The sequence below is a fragment of the Actinomyces sp. oral taxon 175 str. F0384 genome (assembly GCF_000223355.1).
GTDB classification, from domain to species: Bacteria; Actinomycetota; Actinomycetes; order Actinomycetales; family Actinomycetaceae; genus Actinomyces; species Actinomyces oris.
On the sequence record NZ_AFUR01000006.1, the window covers coordinates 717,555 to 737,532 of the forward strand.

The 19,978-nt window shown below is 70.0% G+C and carries 16 protein-coding genes and 1 tRNA gene; 8 read left to right on the forward strand and 9 right to left on the reverse strand.

Annotated features, from left to right (window positions below; genetic code table 11):
* Positions 1-9: 9 nt before the first annotated feature.
* Both HMPREF9058_RS11520 and HMPREF9058_RS11525 read right to left on the reverse strand, forming a co-directional pair.
* A complete protein-coding gene (locus HMPREF9058_RS11520) occupies positions 10-2,925 on the reverse strand; it encodes an RNA degradosome polyphosphate kinase (protein ID WP_043538231.1) in 2,916 nt (971 codons plus the stop codon).
* Between the two features lie 348 nt (positions 2,926-3,273).
* Positions 3,274-3,936, reverse strand: a complete 663-nt coding sequence (locus HMPREF9058_RS11525) for a hypothetical protein (RefSeq protein WP_009747761.1) — start codon at positions 3,934-3,936, stop codon at positions 3,274-3,276.
* Positions 3,937-4,123: 187 nt separating this feature from the next.
* On the opposite strand from HMPREF9058_RS11525, the gene HMPREF9058_RS11530 reads away from it, so the two are divergent.
* Positions 4,124-4,197: transfer RNA gene (locus HMPREF9058_RS11530), tRNA-Lys, on the forward strand.
* Between the two features lie 281 nt (positions 4,198-4,478).
* Here the strand turns inward: HMPREF9058_RS11530 and HMPREF9058_RS11535 are convergent.
* From HMPREF9058_RS11535 to uppS, 3 genes are all read right to left on the reverse strand, one after another.
* Positions 4,479-5,336 carry a hypothetical protein gene (locus HMPREF9058_RS11535; protein WP_050798064.1) on the reverse strand — a complete coding sequence of 286 codons (858 nt, stop codon included), beginning with the start codon at positions 5,334-5,336 and terminating at the stop codon, positions 4,479-4,481.
* Positions 5,337-5,570: 234 nt separating this feature from the next.
* A complete protein-coding gene (locus HMPREF9058_RS11540) occupies positions 5,571-7,139 on the reverse strand; it encodes a DEAD/DEAH box helicase (RefSeq protein ID WP_009747880.1) in 1,569 nt (522 codons plus the stop codon).
* Positions 7,140-7,523: 384 nt separating this feature from the next.
* On the reverse strand, positions 7,524-8,351 hold the full coding sequence (gene uppS, locus HMPREF9058_RS11545; protein WP_009747928.1) for a polyprenyl diphosphate synthase: 828 nt from the start codon (positions 8,349-8,351) through the stop codon (positions 7,524-7,526).
* A 366-nt stretch (positions 8,352-8,717) separates the two neighbouring features.
* On the opposite strand from uppS, the gene HMPREF9058_RS11550 reads away from it, so the two are divergent.
* From HMPREF9058_RS11550 to HMPREF9058_RS11575, 6 genes are all read left to right on the forward strand, one after another.
* Positions 8,718-9,428 (forward strand): hemolysin III family protein, encoded by a 711-nt coding sequence (locus HMPREF9058_RS11550; protein WP_009407273.1) that lies wholly within the window; start codon positions 8,718-8,720, stop codon positions 9,426-9,428.
* 334 nt (positions 9,429-9,762) lie between these two features.
* On the forward strand, positions 9,763-10,248 hold the full coding sequence (locus tag HMPREF9058_RS11555) for a transcription elongation factor GreA (RefSeq protein ID WP_003787454.1): 486 nt from the start codon (positions 9,763-9,765) through the stop codon (positions 10,246-10,248).
* A gap of 156 nt (positions 10,249-10,404) precedes the next feature.
* Positions 10,405-10,890, forward strand: coding sequence for a hypothetical protein (locus HMPREF9058_RS11560; RefSeq protein WP_009407065.1), 486 nt, complete (start codon positions 10,405-10,407; stop codon positions 10,888-10,890).
* A 38-nt stretch (positions 10,891-10,928) separates the two neighbouring features.
* Positions 10,929-11,492: a hypothetical protein gene (locus tag HMPREF9058_RS11565; RefSeq protein ID WP_009407370.1), complete on the forward strand. Its 564-nt coding sequence runs from the start codon at positions 10,929-10,931 to the stop codon at positions 11,490-11,492.
* A gap of 92 nt (positions 11,493-11,584) precedes the next feature.
* Positions 11,585-12,301 (forward strand): peptide-methionine (S)-S-oxide reductase MsrA, encoded by a 717-nt coding sequence (msrA, locus tag HMPREF9058_RS11570; protein ID WP_009747730.1) that lies wholly within the window; start codon positions 11,585-11,587, stop codon positions 12,299-12,301.
* Between the two features lie 152 nt (positions 12,302-12,453).
* On the forward strand, positions 12,454-13,182 hold the full coding sequence (locus tag HMPREF9058_RS11575; RefSeq protein ID WP_009407454.1) for a hypothetical protein: 729 nt from the start codon (positions 12,454-12,456) through the stop codon (positions 13,180-13,182).
* A 121-nt stretch (positions 13,183-13,303) separates the two neighbouring features.
* Here the strand turns inward: HMPREF9058_RS11575 and HMPREF9058_RS11580 are convergent, their stop codons facing one another.
* From HMPREF9058_RS11580 to ilvA, 4 genes are all read right to left on the reverse strand, one after another.
* Entirely contained in the window at positions 13,304-14,254 is a 951-nt protein-coding gene (locus HMPREF9058_RS11580) for a hypothetical protein (protein WP_009747842.1), read from the reverse strand.
* A gap of 200 nt (positions 14,255-14,454) precedes the next feature.
* Entirely contained in the window at positions 14,455-16,404 is a 1,950-nt protein-coding gene (locus HMPREF9058_RS11585) for an ABC-ATPase domain-containing protein (protein WP_009406968.1), read from the reverse strand.
* Positions 16,405-16,550: 146 nt separating this feature from the next.
* Complete coding sequence (locus HMPREF9058_RS11590; RefSeq protein ID WP_009407103.1) at positions 16,551-17,105, reverse strand: NADPH-dependent FMN reductase; 555 nt, start codon at positions 17,103-17,105, stop codon at positions 16,551-16,553.
* Between the two features lie 206 nt (positions 17,106-17,311).
* Entirely contained in the window at positions 17,312-18,877 is a 1,566-nt protein-coding gene (gene ilvA, locus HMPREF9058_RS11595) for a threonine ammonia-lyase, biosynthetic (protein ID WP_050798065.1), read from the reverse strand.
* A gap of 461 nt (positions 18,878-19,338) precedes the next feature.
* Between ilvA and HMPREF9058_RS11600 the strand changes: the two genes are divergently transcribed.
* Complete coding sequence (locus HMPREF9058_RS11600) at positions 19,339-19,872, forward strand: DUF4242 domain-containing protein (RefSeq protein ID WP_009407354.1); 534 nt, start codon at positions 19,339-19,341, stop codon at positions 19,870-19,872.
* The last annotated feature ends 106 nt before the right edge of the window (positions 19,873-19,978 follow it).

The following is a 19,978-nucleotide window of genomic DNA, read 5'->3' on the forward strand; positions in this document are numbered from 1 at the left end:
ACGGCCGTCTCAGTGCCGGCCCTTGACGCGCGAGCGCGCCCGGGCCATGAGGCTGTCCTGGATGTCCTCGAGGCGGTTGCCCTCGGCGTCGAGGAGGCGACGCTCCCAGGAGCCGTCGGGCTGGAGGTGCCAGGAGGCGACGTCGTCGGAGGCGCAGTGGGTGACCAGCCACTCGAGGTCCTCGACCATGGCGGGGTCGGTGATGCGCACCAGGGCCTCGACGCGGCGGTCGAGGTTGCGGTGCATGAGGTCGGCCGAGCCGATGAACAGCTCGGTCTGGCCTCCGCCGGCGAAGGCGTAGATGCGCGAGTGCTCCAGGAAGCGCCCCAGGATCGAGCGCACGCGAATGTTCTCGCTGAGGCCCTCGACGCCGGCGCGCAGGCCGCAGATGCCGCGCACGACGATGTCGACGGGCACCCCGGCGCGCGAGGCGCGGTAGAGGGCGTCGATGACGGTCTCGTCGACGATGGAGTTGACCTTGATGCGGATCCAGGCGGGCAGGCCGGCCTTGTGGTTGGCGATCTCCTGCTCGATGTGCTCCACGAGCCCGTCGCGCAGGCCGCGGGGGGCCACGAGCAGTCGGCGGAAGCGGGCGCGCGGGGCGTAGCCGGAGAGCTGGTTGAACAGGGTGGTCAGGTCCTGGGCGACATCGCGGTCGCAGGTCAGCAGCCCCAGGTCCTCGTAGCCGCGGGCGGTCTTGGGGTGGTAGTTGCCGGTGCCGACGTGGCAGTAGCGGCGCAGGCCGTCGGACTCCTGGCGCACGACCAGCAGCAGCTTGCAGTGCGTCTTGAGGCCGACCATGCCGTAGACGACGTGGACGCCGGCGCGCTCGAGCTTGCGGGCCCAGGAGATGTTGGCCTCCTCGTCGAAGCGGGCCTTGATCTCGACGATGGCCACGACCTGCTTGCCGGCCTCGGCGGCCTCGATGAGGGCGTCCACGATCGGGGAATCGCCGGAGGTGCGGTAAAGGGTCTGCTTGATGGCCAGGACCTTGGGGTCGGCGGCGGCCTGGGCCACGAACTCCTGGACGGAGGTGGAGAAGGAGTCGTAGGGGTGGTGCAGCAGGACGTCGTGCTCACGCATGGCGGCGAAGACGTCCGGCGCGGAGGAGGACTCGTAGGCGGCCAGGCCCGCGGCCGTCACCGGCACGAAGCGCGGGTACTTCAGGTCGGGGATGTCCAGGTCGTGGAGCTGGTTGAGGCAGGTCAGGTCCAGGGGTGCGGGGAGCTCGAAGACGTCGTCGCCCTTAAGGCCCAGGGCGCGCACCAGGTAGCGGCGGGTGAAGGAGGAGATGGTGTCCTCCACCTCCAGGCGCACGCAGTCGCCGAAGCGGCGCCGCTCGAGCTCCTTCTCCATGGCCTTGAGGAGGTTCTCGGCGTCGTCCTCCTCGACCTCGAGGTCCTCGTTGCGGGTGACCCGGAAGAGGTGGTGCTCCAGGATGTCCATACCCGGGAAGAGGTGATCGAGGTGCTGGCCGATGACGATCTCAATGGGGATGACGGCGCAGCCGGCGGCCTTGTCCGCGGCGTCGAGCTCGCGGCCGGGGACCTGGATGAGGCGCGGCAGGGAGTCAGGCACCTTGATGCGGGCGAAGTGCTCCTTGCCGCTGCGCGGGTTACGCAGGATGACGGCGAGGTTGAGGGACAGGCCCGAGATGTAGGGGAAGGGGTGGGAAGGGTCGACCGCCAGCGGGGTGAGGACCGGGTAGATCTGGTGGCGGAAGTAGCGGGTCAGGCGCTCCTGCTGGTCGGAGTTGAGCTCGTCCCAGCCCAGGATCTTCACGTTGCGCTCGGCCAGGGCCGGGCGGATGTCCTCCTGGAAGAGGGCGGCCTGGCGGGCGGTGAGCTCCTTGGTGCGGCTGGTGACCTGGGCCAGGACCTGGTGGGCGTCCAGGCCGGAGGCGCGCACCGGGGTGATGCCGGCCTTGATGCGGCGCATGAGCCCGGCGACACGCACCATGTAGAACTCATCCAGGTTGGAGGAGAAGATCGACAGGAACCAGGCGCGCTCCAGCAGGGGCAGGGTGTGGTCCTCGGCCTGCTCCAGGACGCGCTCGTTGAAATCCAGCCAGGTCAGCTCCCGGTCGATGAAGCGGTTCTTGAAGGACTTCAGGGGCGGCAGGAGATCCTCGGGGTCCACCTGGGCGGTGTCGGCGGAGGCGGCTGAGGCCGCGGCGTCGGCAGCGCTGGCACCGGCCGCACCGGCCGTGCTCAGTGAGGAGGCTGCGGAGGGGGCGCTGCCGGAGCCGGCGGCGGGGCCCGCACTGAGGGCGCTGCCGGGAGCGGGCAGACCCGGGTCCCCCGGTGCCACGGCGGCCGACTCCGCCTGGGCCTCGGCGGCCGAAGGGGCCGAGTGCGAACTGGCGGAGGTGATGGAGGAGGGGGCGATGGCGGGGGTCGCCGTGCCGATGGGGCCGGGGGCGGGGGCCGCCTCGCCGTCGACGATGTCGTCGAAGTCCTCGTCCTCGTACTGGGGGCCGGAGTCGTCGGCGAAGTCGCGCGGGTCGGCGACCTCGATGACGTGCTCCTCCTCGACCGCCTCCTCGGCACCCTCGGGGTCGTCGGGGTTGGTGGGGTTGGTGGAGTCGGCCGGGTCGCCAGCGCGCTCGGTGACCTCCTGCCCCACGGGGGCCTCGTCACCGGTGGAGGAATCGCCGGGGGCGGCCGGGGTGGCGTCGGGCTCACCCTGGGTGTCGGCGCCGGCGACCATGGCGGAGGCGGCCGGCCCGTCGGTGCTCGCGGCCTCGGGCGAGACCGCCGACTCGGCGGCCTCAGTGGCTTCGACGGCTTCAACAGTCTCGGCAGCCTCGGTCGCCTCGGCGTCGTCGGGCACCTGCTCGGGCTCCTGGGGGCTGGGGTGACGCATCCACCCGCCCAGGAAGCGGGAGAGCGGGGTGGGGGCGGAGTGGGGGGCGTCGTTGGTCATGGCCACATGGTCCCACGTCCGGGCGGCCTTGTGGGGCGGGGTCCGCCCCAGTTCAGCGAATATGCGAGGCGCCGCAGCTCACGCCCGATCTTCGGGACTCGCGGCCGATAGGCGACCCCGCCACCTGAGACAGCGCCCCCGCTGCGCGCTCCCCCACGTCTCGTCCCACGAAGCGCGCATGATCTCGCCAATCGTGTCCAAATCGGAGACAAAGGAGCTTGCGCACTCTTCACGGCTTCAACAGATCCGCGGAATCATGCGGTTCTGATCTACCTTCACACACTCACTTCGGGCCTTTGTATCCGATTTGGACATCTCGCGCCCGGATCGCCCCTGCGCAAGGCCCTCTCAGTCGAGGAGGCCGGCGGCGGCGCGGCGGGCGGCGTCGGTGAGCTCGTCGGCGGTGGCCAGGAGGGCGGAGTCGCGGCGGGTGACGCGGTCGGCGAGCTCGTCGGTGTCGTCCTCGATCCACACGGGGTTGGAGCCGGCCGCCAGGGCGCGCAGGAATCCGGCGGTGGCGCTCAGCAGTGGGGCGATCTCGGTGACCGAGCCCTCAACGCTGCCAGCCAGCACGGCGTCGAGGTGCTCGCGCAGGTCGGTCGGGGAAGGCACGGGGCGCGCCTCGCCGAGGGCGGACTCGAGGCGGGCGTTCGTGGCGTCGTCGGCCTCGGTGAGGTCGATGACGGTGGCGTAGCGGCGGGCGACGAGCTCGGGGTCGCGGCGGATCCACTCGCGCACGAGGAAGAGGCGCCACAGGGTGCCGGGCAGGGTGGTGGCCGGGGAGTCGGCCCACAGCTCGGCGATATCGTCGATGCCGTTGGTGGCGACCGCGGCGACGATGCCGGAGCGGGTGATGGGGTCATCCTCGGTCTCGGTGCCGGGGAAGCCGCCGATGAGGGCCTGGGCGGCGCGGTGGGCGAGCTCGGAGGCGACGGCGGTGTCGGTGCTGCCCTCGATCTGTTCGGCGGCCTCGGGGTCGAGTCGGGCGGGGCGGTGGAACTGGCGGGCCATGGGGACTCCTCACGCGGTGCGGGCGCGCCGGCGACGACGCACGGCCCCATTGTCTCGCGGGAGCGTGGGCGCTCCCCCATGGGTTCACTTCCGGCCGACGGCGAGGCCGGTTCGACACGGCGGTCGGTTGTCCGGCTATGCTGGCCCCTGCCGATGGCGTCTGGACTCTGCTTCCGGCCGTCGGTGCGCCCCCTTAGCTCAGTTGGTCAGAGCTGCGGACTTTTAATCCGAAGGTCGTGGGTTCGAGCCCCACAGGGGGTACCCCGCCAGCCTCGGCCCCACCAGGGGTCGGGGCCTTACTCGTGCCCGGGGCGCCACAGCGGCACTAGCCTGTTGCCCTGCCGGCATATGGTTTCAGACTGCGTGATGGTTGCTGGGATCCAGTGAGTGCAGGTGGCACCGATCCACACGGGGCGGATGCCGCGACCAGCGAGGACGGCACAACTCACTCTGCCACAGTGACACACCCAGGCACGAGGACCGCACCTTGCAGATCGCGGACTGCTCCGGAGACTCACCATCCAGCCTCCGCGGCAGCTTGGTCATTTTCCGTTTTCGGCAGCTACGTCGAGCACGCGACCGACGTAGCTGCCGAACTTCTCGGTGATGCTGCCGTGGTCGTCGTCGGGCCATTCGCTCCAGATATGGCCGAAGCCCACCGAGCGGTAGTAGGCCAGGCTGTTGCGGGCGTGCCCGCTGCCGTCAAATCCGTCGAGGCTGTTGGCAGGCACGTCGCGCGTCCCGGTGACCCAGTTCAGCCAGAGCCGTTCCTTGGTGCCTGAGGAGAAGGCCATCTTCCCCTCGGGCGCGTCGCCGCCCCCGAAGAGCAGGAAGCCCCCGCCCGCCATGCGCTCGGCGTAGGCCGGGAAGAACCACTGGCTGATGAATTCCGAGCCGCCGGAGTAGCCCACGAGCCAGACCCGATCCGTGGTGGCGCCGCACTCGGCGACCACGTAGTCGAGCGCCTGCTCCAGGTAGTGGACCTTGCCGTCCTGATCCTCCAGCCACCAGGTTCCGTCGTCTCCGGGAGCGCGCACCGAGACAACGTCGTACCCGCGAGCGCTCGCCGCCTCGACAACTCCCCCGGCACCGGCCAGGCCACCGCGGGACCTCTCGTCCTGATCCTGGTTCCCCTGGCTGTGAAAGGACTGCCCGTCGCCGTCGAGGTAGACGACCAGTCCGACCGGCGCTCCCGTGGTCGCGTAGAAGATGCAGTCGGAGGTCTCGTCCTCATCGTCGGTGTAGGAGAACGCGGCAGGAACCGACAGGTCTCCCGACGTCGGCCGCAGGCTTGGCGCAGCGCCGGCCCCGCGCGAGCGCAGGTACGGCGGCGGAGTCGAGTGCGTTGCCGCTCGCTGCGGACCCCGAGAAGCGCAGCCGGCCAGGATGATGCCCGCCATCGCGCCAGTCAGGGCTCGCCGCGAGAGGTGCGCCACCACGCTCTCCACCCACCTTCCCGATCGCCGTCAGCCACTCGACGGTAGCACCGGCATCCCGGTTCCGCTCGGCCGGAGCTGAGGCTGAACCGCCGTACCACCGGCGCCACTCACCGACACAGACATGGGGCGCGCAACTCGTGACGCGACATCGTCAATGCCCAAGACCTCACGCCGAATACCGCCTCGCATAATGTCTCAGGCGGGAGCGCCCTGACTGCCCTGACCTCCTTTGGCCCCGCGACCGCGGCCTCCACGTCCACGGGAGCCGCCGCTGCGGCCACCCCGGCCGGAGGGCTGCCCGGCACCCTGCTCGCCGCTTCCGCCACGTCGCTTCGCACTGCGCCCGCCTTGCCCCGCATTCCCGCCGCGCGCTCCCCCGCTGCGGCCACCCCGGCCGCCCTGACCACCCTTGGCCCCGCGACCGGACCGGCCGCGCCCCGCTTCTCCGTGGCCGTGCCCCGGACGCCCGGTGGAGGCCCGACCGCTGGGGCTGCCGCCCTTGATGGCCACACCCTCGGGCATGTCCTCCAGCGCGACGGCCTCGGCGACCTGCCCCACGAGGGCGGACACGGCGTCGTCGTCGGGACGGATGCGCTCGATGTCCGCGCGGATCCGCGCCTTCTTGAGCAGGACCTGCACATCGTGCTTCTGCTCAGGCAGGACCAGGGTGATGACGCTGCCGGCGGCCCCGGCGCGCGCGGTGCGGCCTGAGCGGTGCAGGTAGGCCTTGTGCTCGGCGGGCGGGTCGACGTGGACCACGAGCTCGACGCCGGAGACGTCGATGCCCCGGGCGGCGATGTCGGTGGCGACCATGACGTGCACCTGTCCGGTGGAGAAGGCCCGCATGGCGCGCTCGCGCGCGTTCTGGCTCATGTTGCCCTGCAGCTCGACGGCCGGAATCCCGGCCTGGACGAGCTTGCGGGCCAGGCGCCGGGCGAGGTGCTTGGTGCGGGTGAACAGGATGCGCTGCCCCTCCCCCGAGGCCAGGCGCCGCACGATGCCGTCCTTGGCGGTCTTGTCCGCGACCATCCACACACGGTGAGTCATGGCGTCCACGGGCGAGGTCGAGGGGTCCACGGAGTGCTGCAGCGGGTCGTGGAGGAACTCCTTGACCAGGGTGTCCACGCCGTTGTCCAGGGTCGCGGAGAACAGCAGGCGCTGGCCGCGCTGCGGGGTGGCGCGCAGGATGCGGCGGACATTGGGCAGGAAGCCGAGGTCGGCCATGTGGTCGGCCTCGTCCAGGACGGTGATCTCGACCTCGTCGAGGCTGACGAGTCCCTGCCCCATGAGGTCCAGGAGCCGGCCGGGGCAGGCGACGACGACGTCGACCCCCGCCTTGAGGGCCTTCTCCTGGGGCTTGGCGGAGACCCCGCCGAAGATGGTGGTGACGTCCATGTCGACGACCCGGGCCAGGGGCTCGATGACCTCGGCGATCTGGAGGGCGAGCTCACGGGTGGGGGCCAGGACCAGGCCGATGGGGTGGCCGGGGCGGGCCTTGTCCTGCTGCGCCAGACGCTGGACCAGCGGCAGGCTGAAGGCCAGGGTCTTGCCCGAACCGGTGCGGCCGCGGCCGAGCACGTCACGCCCGGCGAGGGTGTCGGGCAGGGTGGCGGCCTGGATGGGGAAGGGCGTGGTAAAGCCGCGGGCGTCGAGGTCGGCGGCGAGGTCTGAGTCCACGCCGAGGTCGGCGAAGGTGGCCTCACCCGCGGCCGGGGTCTTCCCGGAGGCGAAGCGGTGTGAGGCGGAGGTGCGGTGTGCGGCCACGAGGATCCTGTCGTTTGGGACCGCGGGCACGCCGGCGCGTGTCGCTGGCAGCGTGCGCGTCGGTGCGTGAGGTGCCGGCGTACGCGGCTCAACGGCGCGGGGCGTCAGGTGAGTCGACGCGCGCCGGGGCCGGGGCACCAGCCAGGCCGGGCGGCGCCCGGACCAGGGAGCCATCCTGCCTGAGATCCCGCAATGTGTCACTACGGGCGACTATTCACTGTGCAGGCATTCGATGCGGCGACCCGCGAAACCCTATGACCAGCGGTTATACGGCACGCCCGAGAAACAGCGGCCGCAGAACAGGCGGAAAAGTCGCCATCCGTGACACTTAAGGCCCCAGGACAGCCCCCGACGGCCACGTCATTCAGTCACGTGATGAGGCGGCTACCGGCCCAGGCGGCGCTCCCGACTGGCGAAGTCGCGCAGCGCCCGCAGGAAGTCCACGCGCCGGAAGGCCGGCCAGTTGACCTCGCAGAAGTAGTACTCGGAGTGCACCGACTGCCACAGCAGGAACCCGGAGAGCCGCTGCTCGCCCGAGGTGCGGATGACCAGGTCGGGGTCGGGCTGACCCTTGGTGTAGAGGTGCTCAGTGATGTCCTCCTCACTGAGGGAGGCGGCCACCTCCTCCAGGCTCGCCCCGGCGGCGGCCCGCTCGCGCAGCAGCTCACGCACAGCATCGGCGATCTCCTGCCGCCCCCCGTAGCCGACGGCGATGTTGACCTGCATGCGCCGGTCCTCGGCCTCAGCGGTCTCGACAGCCTCGTCCGCCGACCCACCTACCCCAGAGGCCTCTGCGCTCGACGGCCGGGAGCGGACGACGGCGGCGCGCAGGCGCTCGGCCAGCGGCTCGGGCAGGAGGTCGACGGCGCCCACGAGGCGCAGGCTCCAGCGGCCGGTCTCGGCGAGCTCGTCGACGGCGTGGGCGATGATGTCCAGCAAGGGCGAGAGCTCGGCCGGGTCGCGGGAGAGATTGTCGGTGCTCAGCAGCCACAGGGTGACGACTTGGACCCCCATCTGCTCGGCCCACCCGAGGAACTCCTCGATCTTGTCCGCGCCGCGCTTGTGGCCCTGCGCGGCCCCGAAGCCCATGGACTTGGCCCAGCGCCGGTTGCCGTCGAGGATGACACCCACGTGGTGGGGCACCGTGGCCGGGTCGATGCGCGCAGCCAGCCGGCGCTCGTAGATGTCGTAGAGGAGGTTGTCGCCTGCCATGCCGTATTCCTCGGGGCTCCTCGGTGGGGTTGCTGGGGGACGGGGCCCGACGGCTCGGGGCCACCTCCAACGCTATCGCGCAAGGCCCCTCCTGCGCTGGACGAGCCGGTTAACAGCCGGGTCAAATCCGGCCATCAGGTTCACCCAGGGTTGCCGGGGCACAACGGAGGCGTGCCAGGCGGCCGGACCGCACCGGCTCTGACGACGGCGGCCGCGGAACCTGCCGACGCAGGCCACCATGCCTGCCGTGTCACATCGCCGTCCGGATCGCTACCACCGCAACCTACGGTCACGTAACCTACGGAGTCGTAAGGTTCAGCATCAACCCGTTCCCACTCCACACCACCCAGAAGGACGCTCACGCCCATGTCACCGACATCGCCCTCGACGTCGCAGGCCCCGCGCCGCTCCACGTCCATGAGCGCCAAGGGCGTCATCGCCTCCGTCAAGCCCAGGCTGCGCGGTTGGATCCACGCCGGTACCGCACCGCTGGCCCTGGCGGCCTGCATCGTGCTGACGGTGCTGGCGCCGGGAGCGGGCCTGAAGTGGGCCTGCGCCGTCTACCTGACGTGCTCACTGCTGCTGTTCGCCAACTCCGGCGTCTACCACATCGGCACCGGGCACTGGCCGGCGAAGGTCGCGGCCACCCTGCGGCGGATCGACCACGCGAACATCTATCTGCTCATCGCCGGCACCTACACGCCCCTTTCGGCGGCGCTGCTGCCGACGCGCACGACCACCCTGGTCCTGGGGATCGTGTGGGCGGGAGCGGCGATCGGCACGGCCACGAACCTGCTGTGGATGCACGCCCCGCGCTGGTTCACCACCGCCCTCTACATCATTCTGGGCTGGGTGGCGATCTGGTTCCTGCCACAGTTCTGGCGGGCGGGCGGCCCAGCGATCGTGTGGCTACTGGTGGCCGGCGGCGTCACCTACACGCTGGGCGCCGTGGTCTACGCCCGCAAGACTCCCGACCCCTCGCCGCGCTGGTTCGGCTTCCACGAGATCTTCCACGTGTGCACCGTGGCCGCGTGGGCCTGCCAGTGCGTGGCCTGCTTCCTGGCGGTTCTGCGCTAGCGGGGACGGCCGACTGAGCGAGGCGGCCACGGAGGCTGCTGGGCCCGGTGGGCGGCCCGCCACGCCGTCGAGCCGACTACTTTGTCCACCCCTCTCCCCCAACCCCTGCGACGACGTCGATCAGGCGGGCCGGCACGGATTCGCCCACCCCGCCGCCCAACCCCAGCCCCGGAGTATTCCAGTATCTTTCGCCAACCGCACAGCATTCCCTCAGGCTGCGGCGTAGACTCGCGCTTCAAACCCGGTCGGCCCCGCGAGGAGCCGCCGGGTGTCGTCGTCGCAAGGTGACCCGTCGGCTGCCGAGCGACCATCACCAGTCATTCAAGGAGGACCCATGTCCGAGCAGTCACAGGGCACCTGGCTCACCCAGGAGGCCTACGACCGGCTGGCCGCCGAGCTTGAGCACCGCAAGACGACCGAGCGCAAGGAGATCGCCCAGCGCGTGGAGGCGGCCCGCCAGGAGGGTGACCTGCGGGAGAACGCCGGCTACCACGCCGCCCGCGAGGAGGCGGGGCTCAACGAGGCGCGCATCATCCAGCTCGAGGAGACCCTGGAGAACGCCCAGATCGGCGAGGCGGCCGACGACGGCTCGGTCTCGGCCGGCACCATCGTCACCGCGAAGGTGGCCGGCAAGGAGCAGGTCTTCGCCCTGGGCGGCCAGGAGATCACCGAGGACGTGCCCGACGGCGTCAAGGTCTTCTCCCCCGACGCCCCGCTGGGGCAGGCCCTCATGGGGCACCGCGCGGGCGACACCGTCTCCTATGAGGCCCCCAACGGCCGGAAGATCCAGGCCGAGATCGTCAAGGTCGAGCGGGTCTGACCCCCTTTTCCGCTCCTCTTTCCACCGAGCCGGGCATTCTTCGCGCAGCCCCACCGAATTTCCGTTGGGCGCCGCGAGAAATGCCCGGCCCAGATCCTACGATACCCAAGAAAACAATCAACCCCTGAGACGTCGAGATGACGCAAGGAGAGTTCTGTGGGTTATGCAATGTATTTCTACAGATTCAGCGACGGACGCAGCATCGGGGGCGACAAGCGGGGGTTGTCGGACTTTCTTGAGCGCCGAGGACTAAGCCTTCAGCGCAGCACACACTCCAGCGACACCACACACCTGACGAACGCAGACGGTTCGGTACTGTTATTCGACGACGGCTACCCACGAGATCTCATCCTCTCCGACCCCTCCATTCACGACTCGGAGCTGAGCGCTTTCATTGCACACGCCCATCTCAGCGATGACGAGTGCGAACTGCTCTACGACTTGTGCGTCTCAACGAACTTCCTCCTCGTTCACGTGGACGTCCCCCTACTATTCGTCATCCCGGGCGGGAATCACCGGATCGACCAACTGCCGCAAGAGGTGAGGGATGATGCAGACCGAGGTGAGATTGAGATTGTTGTGGCCAACAGTTGGCAGGAAATGCAAGCCGCATTAAAGTACGAGTATACGCGTATCCCGTAGATACGAGGAATCCAACCACGGACGGGACGTATCCACCCATGGGCTTCTCTCTTTATCTGTACAAGATCGACGGAGACCGACTCGTCGATCCGGATCGCGACGGCGTGCAGGAGTTCTTGCAACGGCGTCGAATGCACATGAAGGTCTTCCCGCCCTCCAGCGCAGACCGGTCATCATCCGCAACGCTGCTCAACGAGGACGGCTCCGACATCAATGTCGATGGGCTCCAGGACTTCCACTTCTCCAATGTGCTCGAGGAGGATGAGGCGATGACGGCCGGGACCGGGCATGCCCACCTCACCTCCGGTGAGTGCGACTTCATCTTTGATCTGTGCATCTCGGCGGGCTTCATGATCGTCAACCCTCAAGGATGCCCCAGTTTCGTCGTCCCGCGTGGGAACCACACGGCCGAGAATCTGCGAGTCATCACGCAAGACATGAGCGCGGAGGATCAGGAGCAGGACATCATCGGCGTCAACAGCGGCGAGGAGCTTCAGGCGCTGCTCACCGGTGGGTTCCAGAGCTTCCTCAACTGGCGCGAGAGGGCCTTCACCCAGCTCGAGCTGAACAGCTCCGGGTCGGAGCCCTCACCGAGAGCCTGACCGACACCCGCACCTGTCCCTCCGCCCCGACCGTTCCTCGCGGTCAGTGAAGCGCGGGCGGGAATAGGGGTCGGCCGCAGTACGGTGTCCTCATGTTCAACGCCCTTCGTCACTCGCTCAGCGGATCGGCGCCGGCCGGCCGCGAGACGCCGGTCCTGCCCACCCCCGGAGACCACCCGGTGCTGGAGACGCCCCTGGACGGGCCGTGGCCCGAGGGCAGTCGGGTCATCTACCTGGCGGCCGGCTGCTTCTGGGGGGTGGAGCGGATCCTGTGGCGCCAGGACGGCGTCGTCTCGACGTCGGTGGGCTACATGGGCGGCCAAACACCCAATCCCACGTACCAGGAGGTGTGCACCGGGACGACCGGTCACGCTGAGACGGTGCGCGTCGTCTACGACCCGGCCGTGTGCGGCGAGGGCGGGGAGACCCTACTGCGGACTTTCTGGGAGAACCACGACTCCACGCACCTGAACCGCCACGGCAACGACGTCGGCACCCAGTACCGCTCGGCGGTGTGGACGACGACGCCAGCCCAGCGCGAGGCGGCTGTGCAGATCCGCGACGCCTTCCAGGGCGAGCTGACCCGCCTGGGCCTGGGAACCTGCGTCACCACCATTGAGGACGCCGCGGACGCGCCGGCTCAGTTCGGCGGCCCCTACTACCTGGCTGAGGACTATCACCAGGCCTACCTGCACAAGAACCCCGGCGGCTACTGCAACCACGGCCCCAACGGGGTGACCTGCCCGGTCGGCCTCACGGACCTTCCCGCCCAGACCGACGTCCTGGCCCCCGACGACGCCCCGGCCTGAGGACACCACCCCAGCCATTGACGGGTCAATCACCAGCGTTCTCACACGTTGTCTTGAGATGCTGTCCCCCGGCCGCCGGCCAGCACTCCCAGCTGCGAGCGCCCGCGACTTCCTGACCTGTTTCCCTGCGCACCACAGGAGGCTCAACCCCTATGAGCAGCCAGCAGACTCGCACCCCGTTGGACCGGTCTCCAGCGGGGGAGGCATCGCAGCCCCACTGGTCCGAGGACACAGACTTCCAGTGGCGCGCCGCGACCGAGCTGCTCATCGCCATGGGGGTCCCGCGCTCCACCGCCCGCCTCACCGGCGACCTGCGCACCTCCGTCGCGCACTTGGAGGAGGTCGACGCGCACCTGCCCCGCGACGGCAAGCCCCTGCCGGAAACGGACCGCCTCACCCGCAACAACGCCGTCGACGCCGTCGCCCGCGCCATCCTGCCGCTGGCGCACGCCGCTCTGGAGCGGATCCGGGCCGAGGAACTGCGCACCGAGGTCGTCGGCGTCGACTACGACGCCCTGTGCGACGCCGTCGAGCAGCTCGAGGCCACCTACCGCGCCGGCTGGTGGCGCGCGGCTGAGAGAGAGGGCGCCGACTTCTTCCTGCGCGAGGTCGAGGCCCTCAACCGTCTCAACGTTCCGGCGGTGCGTGCCAACTGGCGTGACGCCGGCAAGATCGCGGGCATCCTGCGCAAGATGCCAGTCTCCACGCTGCGGCGCGTGGCTCGCACGAGCAATCCCATGGCGCTGCGGCTCATGGTGCTGTTCAATCTCCAGGCCGGCTACCGCGACGGCAGCTTCGACAAGACCATCTCCATCCCCCGTCTCATCCACACCCGCACCAGCGAGTACCGCGCCGAGTACCGAGCCGGCTCAGCCGCTTAGCGCGAACCGCGCAGCCGCACAGCGCCCACCAGCCCCCGCCGACCCACTCACTTCGACCGAATCTTCAGAATCGACGCGGCTCCGGGTCGATTCTGAAGTTTTGGTCGAAGCGTGGGAGGATTTACCAGCGTCGGCCAGTGGGCCTGACCCCGGCAGCGGCCAGCCGCCGCAGCATCTGCGCTCCGGTATCGCCCCAGGCCTGCGCCCATGTCCAGCGGGCCATCGCCAGGCCCGAGGCTCGCAACGCGTCCTCCCGGAGCTTCTCACGCCACACGACATCCTCCGGGTCCTGCCCGAAGGATGCCGACCGGTACTTGACTCGACCGTCGAACTCCCCGGCCACCCCATGATCCGGCCAGTAGAAGTCCAGGATGTAGAGCTCCGACCCAACCCGCACACTCACCTGCAGCTCCGGCTGGGGAAGCCGGTGCTCCCACATGCGCACGCGGGACATCGACTCGCCCGGCGACTCGGAGCGGCCGTCGGCCAGACGCACGGCCTGCCGAGCACGAGGGCCGCCACCTGCCGTCTCGGGCAGACGGGCCAGTGCCTCCTCCAGGGCCTCCGCGGAGCACAGTCCGTCGTGCAGGGCCGCATCCATGGCGGCGACTCCCGCCATGAGGCCATTCCACCGAGCCAGGTCAATGAGCGCGTCCGGCAGTGCGACGGCGAGATGCCCGCCCACTCTGACGACCTCAGTGCCGGGGCGCCGCACGTGGCGCCTCAGCAAAGAGGTCCGAACCCGGCCGGGGTGCCCGCCCACGACCTCCACCCGGCGCAGAACCGTCCCGACCAGTGGCAGCCCGTAGGCGGCGACGGCGGAGGCGCCCGCCAGCACCAGCTCGTCACCGTACTTCCGGTGCGCCGCCTCGAGCAGCAGCTCGTAGCGCTCCATCCATGCAGCCTCCTGCCAGGCCGCGCGGGGCGCGTAGACGCCGGCGGCGACGCGCAGCCAGTCGCGGCTGAGGTCCGGGCGCGCGCACGCGGCGCCGTCGAGCCCCGTCTCGTTCCACATCAGCGGGCGCAGGGTCTCGCCGTCGGACAGGGGCGGGGAGGAGATCGCGGTGGTCATGCCCCCATGCTGCCCGCAACGCCCCAGCCCTCACTCAGCGCGCTTGCCGTCCTGTGGAAACGGGGTGCCGACGACGCAGTTGTGGACACCGGGATCGCCGATCACTTCGACCGAATCTTCAGAATCGACGCGGCTCCGGGTCGATTCTGAAGATTCGGTCGAAGTGTGCGGGCGGGAGGCCAGCGGTCAGGGGCGTATCGTCAGTCCTCGCTCCCCCGGCCAGCCAGCTCGAGCTTGCGGTAGCGGCTGACGGCCGCGGCGACGTCGACCATGCGGGGGCGCACGAGGAAGGCGGGCCGCTCGCGCTCGTCGGTGAGGGCGTCCAGGCCCTCCTCATCGAGCAGGGCCTCCAGGTCGTCCAGGCACTCGCGCAGCGGGGAGACCCCGTCGAAGCGCTGCTCCAGCAGGGCGCGCAACGCGTAGGCGATGGCCTCGGCCTGCCCCGGGTCGGTGACGCCGCCGACGTCGGAGATGTCGATGTCCTCCCGGTCCAGGATGAGGGTGGAGGTGCCGTGGGTGCGGGTGCGCACCGGCCCCCGGCGGGTGCGCGGCGGGGCGGGCTCGGGGACGCGCTGCCGGGGCGCGGCGAAGTCCTCCAGGCCGGTCAGGGGCCGGGGCTGGCCGGCGACGACCCGGCGGGCCTGCTCGGTGACGTCGCGCAGGTGGTAGGCGTCCATGAGCAGGACCCGGTCGGCCACGTCCAGGTAGTCCCCGGAGCCGCCCATGACCATGACCGTGGAGACGCCCCTCCTGCGGAACAGCGCGGTGATGCGGTCCACCAGGGGCGTGATGGGCTCGCGCTCGGCGGCCACGAGCTCACGCATGCGCGAGTCGCGGATGAGCAGGTTCGTGGCGGAGGTGTCCTCGTCCAGCAGCAGCGTCGTGGCGCCGGCCTCGACGGCCTCGATGATGGAGGCGGCCTGGGAGGTGGATCCCGAGGCGTTGCGGGTGGTGAAGGAGGCGGTGTCGCGCCCGGCCGGCAGGTGGGAGATGAAGGGGGTCAGGTCGACGCCGGTCACGGCGCGCCCGTCGGCGGCCCGCACCTTGACGGCGTCGGGGACCGTGGCGACGAGCTCGCGCCCGTCCCCGGGCACGTGCGGGTAGACACCGCGCTCGATGGCGCTCAACAGCGTGGACTTGCCGTGGTAGCCACCTCCGACGATGACGTTGACGCCCGCCTCGACGACAGTGCCGCGCACTGTCCCGGCGTGCGGGAGCTCCACCGTGGCGGCCATGGACTCGGGGGCCTGGAGGGGAACACCGCCGTCCAGGGGATCGTCGCTCACCCCGGAGCGGCGCGGCAGGACGGAGCCGTCGGCGAGGAAGGCCACCCAGCCGTTGCGGGCCACCGTCGCGGTCAGGGCCCGGTGGTCCTCAAGGGTGGCGACGTGGCGCACGAGCCGATCGCCCCGCTCGCCGGTGAGGTCCATGGCCTCCTCCAGCTCGCGCACGAGGTCGCGCCCCACGATCCGGGAGGCCTCGTGGCCCTGGATGGAGCGACCCTGGGCGGGCAGGGCCAGGCGGGCGCGGACCTCCAGCACCCAACCGGTCCCCTCCTTCTTCTCCTCGGGGCGCAGGATGATGCTGGAGCGCTGGAGGATCTCCTGGCCCGGGGAGGCGATGGACAGCGCCGTGCCGCGGAAGCCCGCGTGCAGCTCGCGGGTGAGGAAGTCGCCCACGGCCAGGCGGCGGTCTGCATCGGCCAGCAGGTCGGCCTCGTCGAGCAGTTCTAGGCCGTACAGGTCGGTGGGCACGTCCACGTGGATGCGCGTGGGCGGGGCGTAGGGGTCGGACTGGACGCGGTCAATGTGCAGGAACCAGCCGGCGGGCGCCCGGTAGCGTCCGACGATCGCCTTGTAGGCGGCGTAGGAGCGTCCGTCCAGGGCGTGGAGGTGGCCGACGAGATCTGCCAGGAGGCCGTCGCGGGGCTCGTCGTCGTAGACGCGGCGCGAACGGCTTCGCTCGCCATCCCGGTAGCCGCGGTCTCCTCCGCGATCACCGCCGGAGCCGCCCCGGTAACCCCGGTAGCCGCGGTCGCCATCCCGGTAACTGCGGCCCCCTCCGCCGCCGGAGCCTCCCCGATAACCGCGGTCGCCGTGTCCGCCCCTGTCGTCCCGGCGGGAACCGTCTCGCTCGCTGCGCTCAGTCATGGGGGAAACCCTACCCACCCGCCGAAGCGCGTCCCGGCATCCCCGGCACGAACGACGTCGCCGCCGGAGCACCCGCAGGTACCGCCGACGGCAACGTGATGGACTGGCGTCCTCCGGCTCAGCCGAACCGGCCGAGCTCGACGTCCTCAGCGCAGGGAGGCCAGGGCGTCGGAGTGGGCGACGACGTCGCGCACCATGGCCGGGACCTCGGCGTCGTGGAAAGCGGCTGGCGAGAAGGCGCCGTCGGCAAAGTCGGTGTTGAGCGACAGGAACACGTTGGAGGCCACGACGGTGGCGCCCATGCCCTGGAGGATCTGCTGGAGGTGGCTGACGGCGCGGATGCCGACGCTGTAGGAATAGCCGACCACGCCCACGCCCTTGTTGGCCACGGCGCCGGGCTGGAGGAAGTCGATGGCGTTCTTCAGGGCGCCGGGGATGGAGAAGTTGTACTCGGGGGTGACGAAGATCAGTGCGTCGAAGGACTTCAGGGCCTCATCGAAGGCGGCGCCGGCCGGGTCGCTGGGGACGGCCATGCGCGGGGGGATCTCCTCGGCGAACAGGGGCAGGTTGAAGGAGGCGATGTCGACGATCTCGGCCTCAACGCCCTCGATCTCGTTGGCCTGGTCAACCACCCACTGGGCGATGGCGCCACCCACGCGGTTGGGGCGGACGGAACCGACGACGACGGCAAGACGGGTCATGTTTCTCTCCTGATCGAGATGAGCCGGGGCGGGGTGTCAGCGTCAGGCGAAGACTCCGATGGCGTGCCCGGCCGCGACAATTGATTTACCAACAACCTTATGGGAGTTTCGACAGAACGAACTCCCCCTTATTGCATGATACCGGCCACAATGCCCCCTCCCCGCCCTTCCGGTGAGGGCGCATGGAGCCGCGAACTCGTCACGGACTATCGGGCCAGGAAGAAGCGGAAGGCGGGGTCGGCGGTCTCCTCGTTGTAGGAGTAGCCGAGGCGGTCCATGTGCTCGGTCAGCTCGACATCGTCGGACCCGGCCGCGAAGGCGCACAGGATGCGGCCGTAGTCGGCGCCGTCGGTGCGGTAGTGGAACAGGGTGATGTTCCAGCGGGTCCCCAGCACCTCAAGGAAGTGAGCCAGCGCTCCGGGCGACTCGGGGAAGAGGAAGGAGAAGAGGCGCTCGGGCACTCCCGGGGTGGCGCGCCCGCCGATCATGGAGCGCACATGGACCTTGGCGAGCTCGTCGTCGGTGAGGTCGATGACGTCATAGCCGGCCTCCTCCAGGTCCGCCACGATCTCGGCGCGCTCCTGGCGCCGGGCGATACGCACACCCACGAAGATGCGGGCGGGGTCGGTCTCGGCACGGGCCGCGGAGAGGCGGTAGTTGAACTCAGTGACCGAGCGGGCCCCCAGGACCGAGGCGAAGCGCAGGAAGGAGCCCTGCTCCTCGGGGATGGTGACCCCGAGGATGGCCTCGCGCTGCTCACCGATCTCGCTGCGCTCGGAGATGTAGCGCAGCTGGTGGAAGTTGAGGTTGGCGCCGGACAGGATGAAGGCGAGGCGCTCGCCGGACAGATGGTGCTCGGCGACGTAGCGCTTGAGCCCCGCCAGGGCCAGGGCGCCGGAGGGCTCGGAGATGGCGCGCACGTCGTCGAAGATATCGCGCACGGCGGCGGAGGTCTCATCGGAGGAGACGGTGACGACGTCGTCGAGCAGGGCCCGGCACATGCGGAAGGTCTCCTCTCCGATGCGGCGCACGGCCACCCCTTCGGCGAACAGACCCACGTGGTGCAGGGTGATGGGCTCCCCACCCAGCAGGGCGGCCTTGAGGCAGGCCGACTCCTCGTGCTCGACGCCGATGACCTTGATCCCGGGCATGAGCTGCTTGATGAGGACGGCGACGCCGGCCGCCAGCCCGCCGCCGCCCACGGGCACGAAGACGCGGTCGAGGTGGGCGTCCTGCTGGATGAGCTCCAGGCCGATGGTGCCTTGGCCGGCGATGACGCGGGGGTCGTCGAAGGGGGCGATGTAGGACAGGCCCTCGGCTTCGGCCAGGCGGGTGGCCTCGGCCTTGGCCGCGTCGAAGTTGTCCCCGTGGAGGCGGACCTCGCCACCCAGGGCGCGAACGGCGTCAACCTTGATCTGGGGGGTGACGGTGGGCATGACGATGATGGCGCTCATTCCCAGCAGTGCGGCGGAGCGGGCCACGCCCTGGGCGTGGTTGCCGGCCGAGGCGGTGACGACGCCGCGCTCGCGCTCGGCCGGGCTCAGGGAGCGCATGGCGTTGTAGGCGCCGCGGATCTTGAAGGAGTGGACGGTCTGGAGGTCCTCGCGCTTGACCTCAACGGTGTTGCCCAGGCGGGCCGACAGGGACGGCATCTCCTGCAGGGGCGTGTGCTCGGCCGCCTCGTAGACGGGGGCCTTGAGGATCTCCCGCAGGTAGCGGGCGCTGTCCCAGGCTGGAGTTCCGTTGCTGCTGACGCTGTCGAGCTCATTCACGAGTGACAGCGTAACGGGCAAGGCGCCGATCACGATGAAGGGCTCCGAATGTCCAAAACGGATACAAAGGAGCCTGCGGCTCGATCAGGTAGCTGATAGAACCTTGGAATCATGCGGTTCTTGTCTAACGCCTTGACCCCGTTTCGGGCCTTTGTATCCGTTTTGGACATTCTCAGGCCGATCGCCTCACGAACCGGATCGGCGAAGCCGTCAGGCCACCTTGCTCAGCACGCCGGCGCACCCGAGGTGCCAAGACCCCGCCGATGCACAACTGGACGCAGGACCGGAAGGAGGCTCTCGCCAGCACAGGCGGCCAACACCTCCCACGCCTGCCTATAGCTGGAAACACTCATACCTATGTGAGTCCGCAGAGCGAGCACGTCCTCAGTTCACCGGAGCCGGCGGGAATAATTCGGCTGGACCGCAAGGTTGGTACGCACACCCTACGGAAAGGAGCCGCCATGTCGCTCCAGCTCTTCGAGCTCGTCCCCACCACCCCGTCGCGCGAGGCCGCCGAGGCCCTCATCGCGCAGGTCTCCCAGGCCGTTGAGGCCGCCGGCGCCTCCGTCCTGGAGTCGCAGGTCACCGCCAGTCACGAGCGCATCTTCACCATCGTCGAGCTCGGCTCCGACGACGTCGCCGCCCTGACCGAGGCCGTCCGGTCCGCTGCGGCCGACGCCGAGGTCACCGGCCCCGACGAGGTCCGCCTCGTGGGCGCCGAGCTGGAGGACGTGCGCGCCCTGGCCCGCAAGGCCGACTACCTCGTGGAGTGGGACATCCCCGAGGAGATCTCCATGGAGACCTACCTGGCGCGCAAGAAGGCCAACTCCCCCAAGTACGCCCAGGTGCCGGAGGTGAGCTTCCTGCGCACCTATGTGCGCGAGGACACGGTCAAGTGCCTGTGCTTCTACGACGCCCCCGATGAGGAGGCCGTGGTGCGCGCCCGCGAGGCCGTCTCCACCCCGATCGACCGCCTCCACGCCCTGGAGGGCTGAGGTTCCGGTCCGCTGATGAGGCGGGCGCCAACCCATCGCGCGGTTGGCGCCCGCCTTGTTGTCTGTGCCCGACGGCGTAGCTCCTCGCGCCCGGCCTGGGCCCGGC

Coding starts and splice junctions, on each gene's coding strand:
- HMPREF9058_RS11520 (WP_043538231.1), bottom strand. CDS start 2,925: ATGACCAACGACGCCCCCCACTCCGCCCCCACCCCGCTCTCCCGCTTC.
- HMPREF9058_RS11525 (WP_009747761.1), bottom strand. CDS start 3,936: ATGGCCCGCCAGTTCCACCGCCCCGCCCGACTCGACCCCGAGGCCGCC.
- HMPREF9058_RS11535 (WP_050798064.1), bottom strand. CDS start 5,336: ATGGCGGGCATCATCCTGGCCGGCTGCGCTTCTCGGGGTCCGCAGCGA.
- uppS (WP_009747928.1), bottom strand. CDS start 8,351: ATGGCAGGCGACAACCTCCTCTACGACATCTACGAGCGCCGGCTGGCT.
- HMPREF9058_RS11550 (WP_009407273.1), top strand. CDS start 8,718: ATGTCACCGACATCGCCCTCGACGTCGCAGGCCCCGCGCCGCTCCACG.
- HMPREF9058_RS11555 (WP_003787454.1), top strand. CDS start 9,763: ATGTCCGAGCAGTCACAGGGCACCTGGCTCACCCAGGAGGCCTACGAC.
- HMPREF9058_RS11565 (WP_009407370.1), top strand. CDS start 10,929: ATGGGCTTCTCTCTTTATCTGTACAAGATCGACGGAGACCGACTCGTC.
- msrA (WP_009747730.1), top strand. CDS start 11,585: ATGTTCAACGCCCTTCGTCACTCGCTCAGCGGATCGGCGCCGGCCGGC.
- HMPREF9058_RS11575 (WP_009407454.1), top strand. CDS start 12,454: ATGAGCAGCCAGCAGACTCGCACCCCGTTGGACCGGTCTCCAGCGGGG.
- HMPREF9058_RS11580 (WP_009747842.1), bottom strand. CDS start 14,254: ATGACCACCGCGATCTCCTCCCCGCCCCTGTCCGACGGCGAGACCCTG.
- HMPREF9058_RS11585 (WP_009406968.1), bottom strand. CDS start 16,404: ATGACTGAGCGCAGCGAGCGAGACGGTTCCCGCCGGGACGACAGGGGC.
- HMPREF9058_RS11590 (WP_009407103.1), bottom strand. CDS start 17,105: ATGACCCGTCTTGCCGTCGTCGTCGGTTCCGTCCGCCCCAACCGCGTG.
- HMPREF9058_RS11600 (WP_009407354.1), top strand. CDS start 19,339: ATGTCGCTCCAGCTCTTCGAGCTCGTCCCCACCACCCCGTCGCGCGAG.